At 67.1% G+C, this 11,728-nt stretch carries 15 protein-coding genes; 11 read left to right on the top strand and 4 right to left on the bottom strand.

Going from position 1 to position 11,728, the window contains the following annotated elements; translation table 11 throughout:
• Window positions 1-292 (top strand): transposase (locus tag E2C06_RS32935; RefSeq protein WP_193560530.1); only part of this gene is annotated, 292 nt, incomplete at its 5' end.
• A 337-nt stretch (window positions 293-629) separates the two neighbouring features.
• Here E2C06_RS32935 and E2C06_RS32940 read toward each other — a convergent pair.
• A complete protein-coding gene (locus tag E2C06_RS32940; protein ID WP_165982822.1) occupies window positions 630-1,049 on the bottom strand; it encodes a helix-turn-helix transcriptional regulator in 420 nt (139 codons plus the stop codon).
• Between the two features lie 170 nt (window positions 1,050-1,219).
• Here E2C06_RS32940 and E2C06_RS32945 point away from each other — a divergent pair, with 170 nt between their 5' ends.
• The 7 genes from E2C06_RS32945 to E2C06_RS32965 all read left to right on the top strand — a co-directional run bounded on the left by E2C06_RS32945 (window position 1,220) and on the right by E2C06_RS32965 (window position 5,262).
• A complete protein-coding gene (locus tag E2C06_RS32945; RefSeq protein ID WP_133292799.1) occupies window positions 1,220-1,501 on the top strand; it encodes an HU family DNA-binding protein in 282 nt (93 codons plus the stop codon).
• Window positions 1,502-1,566: 65 nt separating this feature from the next.
• Entirely contained in the window at window positions 1,567-2,001 is a 435-nt protein-coding gene (locus E2C06_RS32950; RefSeq protein ID WP_133292800.1) for a hypothetical protein, read from the top strand.
• 11 nt (window positions 2,002-2,012) lie between these two features.
• Window positions 2,013-2,162 (top strand): hypothetical protein, encoded by a 150-nt coding sequence (locus E2C06_RS38130; protein WP_165982823.1) that lies wholly within the window; start codon window positions 2,013-2,015, stop codon window positions 2,160-2,162.
• A 100-nt stretch (window positions 2,163-2,262) separates the two neighbouring features.
• On the top strand, window positions 2,263-2,637 hold the full coding sequence (locus E2C06_RS39955; protein ID WP_241671585.1) for a hypothetical protein: 375 nt from the start codon (window positions 2,263-2,265) through the stop codon (window positions 2,635-2,637).
• On the top strand, window positions 2,609-3,214 hold the full coding sequence (locus E2C06_RS32955) for an IS630 family transposase (RefSeq protein WP_241671586.1): 606 nt from the start codon (window positions 2,609-2,611) through the stop codon (window positions 3,212-3,214). The genes E2C06_RS39955 and E2C06_RS32955 overlap by 29 nt, the downstream gene beginning before the upstream one ends.
• Before the next feature lie 362 nt (window positions 3,215-3,576).
• Complete coding sequence (locus E2C06_RS32960) at window positions 3,577-4,383, top strand: Bug family tripartite tricarboxylate transporter substrate binding protein (protein ID WP_277751911.1); 807 nt, start codon at window positions 3,577-3,579, stop codon at window positions 4,381-4,383.
• 66 nt (window positions 4,384-4,449) lie between these two features.
• Window positions 4,450-5,262 carry an SDR family NAD(P)-dependent oxidoreductase gene (locus tag E2C06_RS32965; protein ID WP_206664805.1) on the top strand — a complete coding sequence of 271 codons (813 nt, stop codon included), beginning with the start codon at window positions 4,450-4,452 and terminating at the stop codon, window positions 5,260-5,262.
• A gap of 170 nt (window positions 5,263-5,432) precedes the next feature.
• Here E2C06_RS32965 and E2C06_RS32970 read toward each other — a convergent pair whose 3' ends face one another.
• The 3 genes from E2C06_RS32970 to E2C06_RS32980 are packed head-to-tail and all read right to left on the bottom strand — an operon-like array spanning window position 5,433 to window position 8,304.
• On the bottom strand, window positions 5,433-6,611 hold the full coding sequence (locus E2C06_RS32970; RefSeq protein WP_133292803.1) for an LLM class flavin-dependent oxidoreductase: 1,179 nt from the start codon (window positions 6,609-6,611) through the stop codon (window positions 5,433-5,435).
• On the bottom strand, window positions 6,608-7,384 hold the full coding sequence (locus E2C06_RS32975; protein WP_133292804.1) for an alpha/beta fold hydrolase: 777 nt from the start codon (window positions 7,382-7,384) through the stop codon (window positions 6,608-6,610). Before E2C06_RS32975 ends, E2C06_RS32970 begins: the two co-directional genes overlap by 4 nt.
• Entirely contained in the window at window positions 7,381-8,304 is a 924-nt protein-coding gene (locus E2C06_RS32980) for a Bug family tripartite tricarboxylate transporter substrate binding protein (RefSeq protein WP_165982825.1), read from the bottom strand. Before E2C06_RS32980 ends, E2C06_RS32975 begins: the two co-directional genes overlap by 4 nt.
• A gap of 292 nt (window positions 8,305-8,596) precedes the next feature.
• Between E2C06_RS32980 and E2C06_RS32985 the strand changes: the two genes are divergently transcribed.
• The 3 genes from E2C06_RS32985 to E2C06_RS32995 all read left to right on the top strand — a co-directional run.
• Window positions 8,597-9,358 carry an HAD family acid phosphatase gene (locus tag E2C06_RS32985; protein ID WP_206664806.1) on the top strand — a complete coding sequence of 254 codons (762 nt, stop codon included), beginning with the start codon at window positions 8,597-8,599 and terminating at the stop codon, window positions 9,356-9,358.
• Window positions 9,359-9,602: 244 nt separating this feature from the next.
• Window positions 9,603-10,946, top strand: a complete 1,344-nt coding sequence (locus E2C06_RS32990) for an IS1380 family transposase (RefSeq protein WP_133292807.1) — start codon at window positions 9,603-9,605, stop codon at window positions 10,944-10,946.
• Window positions 10,947-11,139: 193 nt separating this feature from the next.
• The coding region (locus tag E2C06_RS32995; protein WP_277751910.1) for a TAXI family TRAP transporter solute-binding subunit at window positions 11,140-11,728 on the top strand (589 nt) is incomplete at its 3' end.

Consider the following 11,728-nt stretch of genomic DNA (forward strand, 5'->3'; position numbering starts at 1 on the left):
GGTTTTCCTCATCCTCGACCGCCTGCCGGTCCATCGCTCGGCCAAGGTCCGCGACTGGCTCGTCGGGCGTGAGGCCGAGATCGAGGTCTTCTACCTACCCGGCTACAGCCCCGAGCTGAACCCGGACGAGGGGCTCAACGGCGACCTGAAGCAGGCGGTGACCCGCAAGGAGCCGGCGCGCAGCAAGGCGCAGCTTAAGCGCGCCGTCGTCGGGCACATGCGCAGGCTCTCGAAGCTGCCCGACCGCGTTCGCGGCTTCTTCGGGCACAAGACTTTCCGCTACGCCGCCTGATTCAAGATGTCCCAGGCCGGATCAATAAAGCCTTGCCGGCCGATTCAAATTTGAAAGCCAAGCCGGAGCGGCCCTGGGGCAAACGCTCCTGTGCCGTCTCTCTAACCACCCGCTGGCCAAGCCTGCCCGACGGGGCGAAACCCTGCTGTATTATGGATACGCGCCGCAGGGCCCGAATGCGGCGAGAAGAAGTTACGCTCCTCCCTGGGCTGCAGGCCACCTGCGCCGGCGACGCTGCAGATCGCCGGCTTGCTCGGATCTTTTGGGTTAGCACCGGCAAGCGCGACGCCCATCCAGGCGCCGAGGACAGTGCCGATGCAGTTGGACGCGGACGAGGCTAGCCGTGCTGTCCTGCCGCGTTGTGTAAGCCGGCATGCTTGTAGGCGAGCACCAGCTTCATCACGACCCGCCGTTCCGCGGCAGGCATTGCCCGAAGCGCATCGAGCACAGCGCCTTCATCGCGGCTCGGGGCCCTGGCATCCGCTACCACACTCGCGCGCTGCTTTGCAGAAGCCGATCGCGGACGATCAACGGTCTTCTTGGTGGATCCACGTCCGGAAGTGCTGACCTCATGCGGCTTCAGGCGGAGCAGCTTGGCAAGCTGGACAGCCCGATCGGGCGGAGGCTTCGAAAGGCCGGTCTCATAATGGCCAATCGCAGCGCCCGTCACGCCCAGCCGATCGCCGACCTCGGCCTGCGACAAACCGAGCTGCAGACGCGCATCCCGCAACTTGGATTTTCTCACGCGTGTGGCCATGCATTGCATTCCTTCAGAGTTAGAGAAGGAGACCGGGTTGCTGAGCGTGCCGGGCAGATGGCGCTTGTGAGCCGCTTTTGCAGGAGGCACCAGGCGTCCTCATCGCACTTGCCCGTTCGATCACGACGTTGTAGCCGAGCATCTCATTAGCGAGCGCGAGTGGATCACCCATGAACCAAGCCGACCTCATTGCCCATGTTGCCGATGCCGTCGGCCTGTCGAAGGCTGATGCCACCAAAGCTATCGATGCGGTCCTCAGCGCGGTGTCTGACGAACTCATGACCGGCAAGGATGTGCGGCTGAACGGCTTCGGGATCTTCAGCACGACCGAGCGCGCCGCGCGCGAAGGCCGCAATCCCCAGACGGGCGCGGCCATCCAGATCGCCGCGTCCAAGGTCGCCAAGTTCTCGCCGGCGAAGGCGCTGAAGGATCGGCTCAACGGGGCGTCATAGGACGAAGCACAGCGCCGCTCGCCGGGGCACCTCGGGGTCGGAACCAGCCATGGGACACGTCGGCAATGACAGCGATCTCCGAGGCAAGCAGCTGCTTCGTGCTGATCATCCAAGGCGCCCAGCCCTGGGCCGGCGTGGTCGAGGGGATCGAAGGCGTGCGGGAAGCCCTCGTACAGGTTCTCTGGACGGACCCGGAACAGGCGCTGGTGCAGGATGTTGCGGCGGCACTCGCTTCGCTGGACGAGCCGGAGGCCTGGGCGTCGCATGGCTTGGGTGATGGCCGGCCCTATTGGCACTGGTGGCACGGGTACGACGATGGCTCCATCACCGTGCAGCGCCTGACGGAGCGGCCTTCCGGCATGACCGAAATGCATTTGCGTTCTGCTGTCGACGATGCCGCTCAGACGTTGACCGATCTGGCTGCGGATCTCCGAAAACTGGCAGGCACCCAGGGTCGCCAGTATGTCTTCGCCCGCAGCGATCCGGGGCAGACCAGCTGATCTGATCGTGGTTGCTGGTCTTCGAGGGCCGGGTGGCGCGGGACGACCCGCAGGCCGAGGTGCCGATCGCCCACCTCATCGTCGAGCGGCTGGTCGACCGCTCCGACCTGCTCAGCTGGCTGGTCGAGATCGACGGCACCACCAGCAACGGATACCCATAGCCGATCCGCGACGCAGGCACGTCGCCTAGAGCCGCGTGCGGGATGATCTGAACGCTTGGTGCGAGGTGGCGTTTTGGCCTTCCTTGGAGGCTGGAGCGGCATGGCCTTGTCGGTGGACCTTCGGGAGCGGGTGCTGTCGGCGCATGGGCGGCGCGAGGGCAGCCAGCGAGTGTTGGCGGAGCGGTTCGCGGTCTCGCTCGGGACGGTGAGCGCCTGGCTGAGGCTGGCGCGCTCCGGCCAGCGGGCGCCGCGCAGGGGCGGCAGCGGCCAAGCCATGCTCGGCGGCACCGATCCCGCGGTCCTGCGCGACCTCGTGGCCGAGCAGAACGACGCGACCCTCGCGCAGTACGCGGAGAGGCTGGCCGAGCGGACGGGCGGCCGGCGCTTCGACCCGAGCACGCTCAGCCGGGCGCTGCTGCGGCTCGGTCTGTTGCGCAAAAAAGACGCTGCACGCCTCCGAGCAGGACCGGCCTGACGTTGCTGCCGCGCGTGACGCGTGGCGCGGCAAGATGCTCGCCGGGGCCGATCCCCGGCAGTTGGTCTTCCTCGATGAGAGCGGCATCGACACCCGCATGACCCGCAGCCACGCTCAGGCGCCGAGAGGCAAGCGGGCCATCGGACGGGTGCCCGGCGGGCACTGCCGACGGCTGACCATCCTCGGCGCGATCGCCCCCGACGGCATGGTCGCCGCGATGACGGTCGCGGCGGCAACCAGCACCGCCGTCCTCGTCGCTTTCGTCGAGCAGGTGCTGGCACCCGCCCTGAAGGCCCGCCCCGGCGCCGTTCTGGTCATGGACAACCTCGCCCCGCACAAGGCGGCCGCCGCGCGGCGGGCGCTCGACCAAGCCGGTCTCAAGCGCCGTTACCTGCCGCCCCACTCGCCCGACCTCAACCCGATCGAGCAGGCCTGGGCGAAGATGAAGGAGCGCCTGCGCCAGGCCGGCGCCCGCAGCATCGAGACCCTCGACAACGCCGTCCCCGACGCCCTCTCCGCCATCACCCCAGACGACGCCAGCGCGTGGTTCCGGCACTGCGGGTATCGTTCAGCTTAGAATGCACGCCGCTCTAGCCGGCCTCCGGCAGCTCGACCTGTGGATCCCGTTGTGATTGATACCAATACGACGATCGCCGAAGTCCCGCCGCGCTAGGCCCGCCGCTCGCCAGCCACGTAGGCGTTGTGCAGATGAGGCCTTCCTCCAGGATCATGTTGATTCTGTCGTGCGATCCTCCCTAGCCTTTCGCCAAAGGGCGCGCCTGACGCGCCCCATACGGGGGAAGGTGCCATGCGCAGGCTGCTGCCGGCTGTTGTACTCTGCGCCTTGATGCTGGTGCAGGGCGGGCGAGCCGCCCTTGCCCAGGTACAATTAGTGATACCCTTTCTGCCGGCGGGGGCAGCGACATCATCGGTCGCCTGATCCAGCCCGTGCTGGCGGAAACGCTCGGCCAGCAACTCCTGATCCGCAACGTCGGCGGAGCCGCCGGCACCATCGGCACGGCGGAGGTGGTGCGCGGGAGGCCAGACGGCCAGACGCTGCTGCTGACCTCGCCCAACCCGATCGCGCTGATCCCGAGCTACCGTCCCAGCACGCCCTACCGGGCCGAGCAGCTTGTGCCGATCTGCATGGTGGCCAATGCGCCGTCAGTAATGATGACACCGCAGACCTCCGGCATTCGCACCATGGCGGATCTGATCGCTCGGGCACGGGCCATGCCGGGTGGTGTGCCGGTTGTCTCCACCCCGGGCGGCCAGGGTCACTTGGCCCTGTCTGCCATCGAGCGCCAGGAGCGTGTCCAGTTCAACCACATTCCATTCCGCGGTTCCGGTGACGCGGTGCTGGCCATGCAGCAGGGTACGGTGGTGCTGATGATTGCCGAAGCGAACCTGGTGAAGCAGTACGGGCTCCACCCGATCGGCGTGCTGGCGGAGCAACGCCCGCGCGACATGCCCAACGCCCAGACGACGCGCGAGCAGGGCTTCGATCTCAGCTTCGGCCTCTGGACCGGGATCTTCGCTCCGGCCGGCACGCCGGAGCCGGTGTTGGTCCGTCTCGAGACCGCCTGTCAGCATACCATGACGGTGCCGATGGTGGCGGAGGGCATGACACGCGTCGGGCATGCCATCGAATTCCGCGGCCGCGCCGCCTTCACGGAGTTCGTGCGAAATGAAGTTACCACCTACGTCAGGTTGCTGGACGATGCTGGTATTCGCGCGAACAACTGAGCACCGGCCTCTGCATCCAACCGCCGCCGGCGGCACCCCAGCGGCGCCGCGATTAGGAGACAAGCGATGGGCATGCTCGACGGAAAAGTCGCAATCATCACTGGTGGAACCAGTGGTATCGGTGCCGCGTGCGTGGAGCTCTTCATCGCTGAGGGTGCGCAGGTGGTGATCGCCGCACGGCGGCAAGTGGAGGGTGAGGAATTGGCGCGGCGCCATGGCCAGTCAGCAAGCTTCATCCGGACCGACGTCGCGCAGGAAGCGGATGTGCAGGCGATGTTAGCCCACTGCCTGTCGCGGTTCGGACGGCTCGATTGCCTGGTGAATAATGCCGGCACGCCTGGTGGCGCGGCCGGCATCGCGGAAGTCGACATCGACAAGTTTGACGACCTCACGAACGTTCATCTCCGGGGCACGCTCCTCGGGATGAAGCATGCTGCGCCAGTGATGCTGAAGCAGGGTCATGGCAGCATCGTCAATTTAGGGAGCGTTGCCGGACAGTTCCCTGGCATCTCGAGCCACATCTATTCGGCGGTGAAGGCAGCGATCATCCACCTGACCCGCTGTGTGGCGATGGAACTGGGTGAAGGCGGGGTCCGTGTGAACAGCGTCTCCCCGGGTGCCATCGTGACCGGCATCTTCGGCAAGGGTGCGGGGATGACCGACGCTGAGGCGGCACGGGGGTTTCCGGCGCTGGAAAGTTCTTCTCGACCTTGCAAGCCGTCCGGCGCCCTGGCAGGCCAGTGGATGTCGCCCGTACCATCGCCTGGCTCTCGAGCGATCTATCTGGCTTCGTCAACGGTGAAGACATCAAGACGGACGGCGCGATACCCGGAGGCTTCACCTGGTCCCGGATGCGAGAGTTGCGCGCAGCGATGGTGAAGCAATAACGCTTCCAAAGGTGACGACTGTGTCGAGGCTGCGATCGAAAACATACCGGGCTTGAGGCAACAGCACGCGCTGCGCTAGCGTGCGGTTCGGGTGAGCCGTGCACCGGGTGAAGGCCGCTGAAGCCGGCTCAATGCCGGGCGAAGGCGGCCCGCGCCGTCCCACTACTCCGCCGCGGCGCGTGGCATATGGCCGGGTACCGCGCTCTTCAGCGCCGGCATGACATCGCGGGCAAAGATCTCGATGTTCTTCATTGTCAAGGCATGCGGCAAGGTGCCGAAATGCAGCCCGGCCATGACGATGTTGAAGCCACCGCGCCGTTGATATTCCGCCAGCTGCTCGATCACCGTCTGCGGGCTGCCGCAAATGAAGGTGCCCTGCTCCAACATCTGCTCCATCGTCCGATAGCCGCTGGTGATGGTCTTGCGCGACTGAATCAGACCTTTCATCGACGCCATGGAGGTGTAGCCGGGCGGCAGCAGCATCTCCTGCGGCATGCGCAGGAACTTGTTGGCAAAGCTCTCGATGTGCGGCTTCGCCTCCTCCCGCGCGATGGCATCCGTCTCGGCCACATAGATTTTAATCGACCAGCCGAGCTGGTCAGGCGACGCCTGGTAGCCCTGCCGCTCCGCCTCGTCACGGTAGGACTGCATGGTCTTGAACAGCGTCGCTGCCGGTGCCGCGGTTTGCAGGTAGGTGTAGCGGCGCGCCGAATCGGCCGCGAACTCGATGGTCTCACGCGAGCCTTGCGACGGGATCCAGACAGGTGGGTGCGGCTGCTGGTAGACCCGCGGCCAGAGGTTCACGTGCGGGAAATGGTAGTATTTCCCTTCCCAGGGGAAGGGACCCGGCTGCGTCCAGGCTGCGATGACCAAGTCATGTGCTTCGTGGAAGCGCTCATGGCTCTCGGTCGGATTCACTGCCAACGAATGGTACTCGGCCCCGATGCCGCGCACAAAGCCGGTGATCAGCCGGCCGCGGGTAATGTTGTCCAGCACCGCGAATTCCTCGGCGACCGACAACGGGTTGGCCAGCACCGGAAGTGCCCGGCCCAGCACTGCGATCTTCGCCGTGTCGGGAATCTTCCTCACCAGCATGCCGGCGAAGACATTCGGGCAGGGCATGAGGCCATAGGCGTTCTGGTGGTGTTCGTTGACGCCGACGCCTTCGAAGCCGAGCTCGGCGGCATACTCCAGCTCATCCAGGTAGCGGTGGTACAAGGCGGCGCCCTTGGCCGGGTCGTAGTAGCTGTTCGGCAGCGTCACCCAGGAGGATGGGTGGATCTTGTCGTAATCCGGGTCGAGGTCCGCGTAGGGCATCAGGTGAAAGAAGAAGAACCTCATCGACCCATCCTCTCCAGGAAGCTCTCCAGGTGCCCACAAAAGTCCGCGGCCTTCTCTGCCTGCGGCGAATGGCCGCAGTCCGGCACCACTACCGCCTCGGCACCCGGGATCAGTCCGGCCCAGTGTTGGGCATAGACCTGCGGCAGGTACCGGTCCTCCGCACCCCAGACGATCAGAGTGGGCACGTCGATCCGGTGCAGCCATTTGTGCAGATGTGGGTCGTGCCAGCGCGGCGACCAGGCGAGCCGTGCGGTGGCGAAGCGATTCTTCAGCCTACGGTCGATCTCCGCCTCGTCCGGCACCACGGCCAGCATGGCATCAACCAGTAGCTGGTCGTGGAACAGCGCCCGCGTCGCTTCTTCCTCGGTCCAGAGAAAGGTGTCCGGTCGTGGAACGCCCTTCATGTGCAGCCCGGCCGGGCCGATCAGCGTCAGGCTCGCCAGTCGTTCCGTGCTCCGCACCGCAGCCTCCGCGGCCACCCAGCCGCCGAGCGAGGCGCCGACCAGATGCACGCCGCGCAGGTCGAGCGCCTTGAGCAGGTCGAGCACAAAGAAGCCGACATCGTGGATCGTGTCGAACCAGTCCGGCGTGTCGCTGCGCCCGAAGCCGGGCAGTTCCGGCGCGATGACGTCGTAGCGCTCCGCCAGCCGCGCCAAAGCGGGCGTCCAGCGCCCGCCCCCGCCAGCACCATGCAGCCAGAGCAGGGGCGGGCCTTTGCCGCCGCGCTGCACCAGCGTGCGGCAGCCCGCGACCGTGATGAAATCCTCTCTCATGCCGGCCGTATCCCTGTCTCTGCGATCACCGCCTGCCAAGTGGCACGTTCCGAAGCCAGCATCGCCGCCAGCTCTTCGGCGGAGCCGCCCACGGGTTCGAAGCCCAGCCCGCGCAGCCGGGCGCTGAAATCAGGTGCTGCGACGGCCTGCCGCACCGCCCGCTCGATCACCCCGGCGATCGCCGGCGGCGTGCCGAGGGGGAGGAACATACTCTGCCAGGGCGCTGGCTCGAAGCCCGCGAAGCCCTGCTCGCCGAAGGTCGGGATCTCGCCGATCACGCCCAGTCGCTGCCGGCCGCTGACCGCGAGTGCATGCACCATCCGGTCACGGATCGGCTGCATGCCGCTGGCGGAATCGACGATAGCGCAGCGGATATGATCGGCGACCAGGTCGCGGATGATGCCGGGCGTGTTGCTGTAATGGACGATGTCGCTCGCGAGCCCGGCCCGCTTGATCAGCAGCGCGGCGTTGACGTGGCTTGCGGTGCCATGACCGTAGTCGGCGATGGTGAAGCGCTCTGGCGTCGCCCGCACCAGAGCCAGGAACTCCGCCAACGTCCTCGCCGGCACCTGCGGCGGCACGATCAGCACCGTCGCCGCCTGGTGCAGCTGCGAGACCGGCTGGAACTGCCGTACGTCATAGGTGAGGTTTGGGTCGACCAGTGGCGCCAGCAGGATGGAGGAGATGCTGCACATCAGCGTCTGCCCGTCCGGCTTTGCCCGAGCCGCAGCCATGATACCGACCGCGCCGACACCCTGGTTCTGGTTGTCGACCACGACGCTCTGGCCCAGCAGGTCGACCAGCTTCGCCGCCAAGGCCCGGGCGATGACGTCGGCGCCGCTGCCGGGGCCGGGGGGCACAATCATCCGCAACGGCCGGTCTGGCCGCCATTCGGCCTGCGCCGTGGCCGCGTACGCCACCAGCGTACTACCTATTGCGCCGAGCAAGGGCCGGCGCCCCACCCTGCCTTGCATCGGTCCCCTCCCCCGAGTGGCTCTTACGGGAAAGTAGAGCAGCGCGGGGCGGCGTCGGCTAGCCTGCAGTGGATTGGCCGTCCTGTCCGAATGCCAACCCTCTCCACCAGCGCCCGAGCCGCGGCCATGCGGCGGTCCGCTTCGACCAAGCTCGAGTCGATCTCGATGGACCGATCCGGACCGTCTGGCGACTGCCGTATCGTTTATGGGACCTGCTACCAGCACGGAGGAGACAGCGGTGCCCTGCCTGCCCCATAGCCCGTCCCCGAACCAGACACTGCTCGCCGTCACACTGTTGGCAATGCTGGCCGCCTGTTCCGCTCCATCCCCCCTTACGGACCCAGCTGCCGTCGGGCCGGCACCGGTTGCAATCGCCGCCATCAGCCAGCCCGCGAATGTCGGCGACGCGAAGCGTGCCGCCAGGGCCTATCACGACAGCGGGGCATATGCGCGGGACCTTGCGGTGGTGGTCACCGAGGCGCGCAGCTGGCTCAACGAACGGACGCCACAGGTGAGCCGGCCCGCACTGGTGCTGGACATCGACGAAACCGCCCTGTCCAACTGGGAGGTGATCCAGCGGGACGACTTCGGCCGGATCATTGGCGGGCCCTGCCGCGCCTTGCCCGAAGGTCCTTGTGGTTGGGCGGCCTGGGATCTGCTGGGGCGGGATCCAGCCCTGCAGCCCACGCTCCGCTTGTTCCAGCAGGCGCGGGCCTCGGGGGTGAGCGTCTTCTTCATCACCGGCCGGCCGGAATCCCAGAGGTCCGCGACCGAGCGCAACCTGCGGAATGTGGGTTACGATGGCTACGAACACCTGTTCATGGTGCCGGACGGCCGAAGTTACGACTCCGCGGTGAAATTCAAGACGCCCGTGCGCGCTGGGATAGAGCGGCTTGGCCATAAGATCATCGCCAATGTCGGTGACCAACCCTCGGATCTCGAAGGAGGGTATGCTGAGCGAAGCTTTTTGCTTCCGAACCCTTTCTACCGCGTCCCATGAGGCGCAACCGTGCGGGCTGATGACCAGACACTCCTTCCTCGCGTGGTCATGGCGTGAAGCCCGGGCTTGGCATAGCCGATCAGGGTTGTACTGACAGTCGCCGAGCGCGGTGGGTCTCTCTAGCCGCTCTTATTCACCGCGGGCTTGCGACGAGGCTGGCGGGCGTGGCGTAAGCTGCTGATTGCGTTTGCGGACTTGGGTGTCGAGACCAACCCGCAGCACTTCAGGCCGCGCCACACCCGCCATGAACGACGATACGACCGAGCCGTTCGGCTTTCCAGCGATCGGCCGCAAGAAGGTGGCCGCCGCCTTCGACGGCGGGCGGCTGACCTCGGACGGCGGGGTTATGCTGCTGGCCGCGGCCGAGCGCCAACTCGGCGTCTGTGACCAACTGGCGGCGCTGATCTCTGACCCGCGCGACCCGTCGCGGGTGGTCCACCCGCTGGCCGACATCCTGCGGGCGCGGATCCTGGCGATCGCCTGCGGCTACGAGGATGCCGACGACCTCGACCACCTGCGCCGGGATCCCTGCTTCAAGCTGGCCTGCGGCCGCCTGCCCGACACCAGGCGGGACCCGTGCTCGCAGCCGACCATGTCGCGCTGGGAGAACGCGCCCTCCTTGCGCGAGGTGATCCGGCTGATGCGGGCCATGGTCGATCTCTACTGCGCCAGCTACCCGAAGCCGCCCGCGGCGGTGACGTTCGACATCGACGACACGGTGGACCTGGTGCACGGGCGCCAACAGTTGTCGCTGTTCAACGCCCACTATGACGAGCGCTGCTTCCTGCCCATCCATGTCTACGACACCGCGACCTCCCGCCCGGTAATGGTGCTGCTGCGGCCCGGTAAGACCCCCTCCGGCCAGGAGATCCGGGACCATCTCCGCCGCCTGGTCCGGCAGATCCGGCGCCACTGGCCAGGCACCCACATCACCCTGCGCGGCGACGGCCATTACGGTCGCCCGGAGGTGATGGCCTTCTGCGAGGCCGAGGGCATCGACTACGTCTTCGGCCTGCCGACCAACGCCGTGCTGCGGGCCGCCGTCGAGGACGCGGCCGACGACGTGCGGGTCCGCCGTGCCGAGGAGAACGCCCCGGTGCTGCGCCGCTATGCCGAGACGCGCTACGGCGCCAAGTCCTGGTCCTGCCAGCGCCGGGTGATTGCCCGCATCGAGGCCAGTACCCAGGGCCTCGACATCCGCTTCGTGGTGAACAGCTTCGCCCAGGGCAGCGCTGAGTGGGTCTACGACAGCCTGTACTGCGCGCGAGGACAGGCGGAGAACCTGGTGAAGCTGCACAAGGCCCAACTCGCCTCCGACCGTACCTCTTGCCGCTCGCCGTTGGCCAACCAGGTCCGCCTCGTCCTGCACACCGCCGCCTACTGGCTGCTGCTGACCCTGCGCGACCGCATCCCCAGGACGCACAAGTTGGCCGCCGCAGAGTTTGCCACGATCAGGCTTCACCTGCTCAAGGTCGCAGGCCGGGTCATCGAAACCGCCAGCCGGGTCCGCCTCGCCTTCGCCGCCGCTTGTCCACATGCCGTGCTGTTTCGCGGCCTCGCCCGTAGCTTCCATCCGGCAGGGCCGTGACCGACGGGGCCAAGCCCCTCCGTGCCTCCCGCCCAGCAACCTCCAACGCCGCCCGTCCGAGCTCAACAGTGCCGCTGCACGCGGATGCGAACCCGTGCCCGCCGCTCAAAGCAGCCCGCGGGCGCCCTACGAATCCCGCCCGGCGAATAAGAGCGGCTAGGCTGGTCGGGCCATCCTACTGGAGTTCGCCCCCATGCGACGCCGTTCCCTGCTGTCGCTGCCCGTCCTGGCCGCGTCGTGCCCCGTTCGGGCGCAGGCACCGCTGGCCCTCCTCACTGCGGGACCTGGTAGCGCCTTCCTGCCCTATGGTGAGGGGCTTGCCACCTTTCTCGGCCGGCAAGGCGTTGCAGTCACGGTACGGCGGACCACGGGGTCGCTGCAGAACCTCTCGTTGGTCGAGGACGACCCGAACGCGCTCGGCACGGCGTTTCTGGGCTCGGCCTCGGACGCACTCCAGGGCACACCGGCTGCGGGCGGGCGCCGGCACTCTGAGGTGCGGGCTTTGTTCCCGATGTATGAGACCAGCTTCCAGGCCGCGGCGCTGCGCGTGAGTGGCATCACCGAGTTTGCCCACCTCGCCAGGCGGCGCGTCGGCTGCGGTCCGGCACGAGGGCCGGCAGAGGTTTTCTTTCGCGCCGCCGCTGACGCGGCAGGCATTACTGCCGAGGTAGTCAGCGGTGACCCCGCGGTGCAGGCCGAGGCGTTGGCGGCCGGCCACATTGACGCCTTCTGGCAAGGCGCGGTGGTACCCATTCCCTCGCTGCTGCTGGCGCTCGGACGTG

The organism is Dankookia rubra (genome assembly GCF_004355005.1).
In the GTDB taxonomy this organism is placed as follows: Bacteria; Pseudomonadota; Alphaproteobacteria; order Acetobacterales; family Acetobacteraceae; genus Paracraurococcus; species Paracraurococcus ruber_A.

Coding starts and splice junctions, on each gene's coding strand:
- E2C06_RS32940 (WP_165982822.1), bottom strand. CDS start 1,049: ATGGCCACACGCGTGAGAAAATCCAAGTTGCGGGATGCGCGTCTGCAG.
- E2C06_RS32945 (WP_133292799.1), top strand. CDS start 1,220: ATGAACCAAGCCGACCTCATTGCCCATGTTGCCGATGCCGTCGGCCTG.
- E2C06_RS32950 (WP_133292800.1), top strand. CDS start 1,567: ATGACAGCGATCTCCGAGGCAAGCAGCTGCTTCGTGCTGATCATCCAA.
- E2C06_RS39955 (WP_241671585.1), top strand. CDS start 2,263: ATGGCCTTGTCGGTGGACCTTCGGGAGCGGGTGCTGTCGGCGCATGGG.
- E2C06_RS32965 (WP_206664805.1), top strand. CDS start 4,450: ATGGGCATGCTCGACGGAAAAGTCGCAATCATCACTGGTGGAACCAGT.
- E2C06_RS32970 (WP_133292803.1), bottom strand. CDS start 6,611: ATGAGGTTCTTCTTCTTTCACCTGATGCCCTACGCGGACCTCGACCCG.
- E2C06_RS32975 (WP_133292804.1), bottom strand. CDS start 7,384: ATGAGAGAGGATTTCATCACGGTCGCGGGCTGCCGCACGCTGGTGCAG.
- E2C06_RS32990 (WP_133292807.1), top strand. CDS start 9,603: ATGAACGACGATACGACCGAGCCGTTCGGCTTTCCAGCGATCGGCCGC.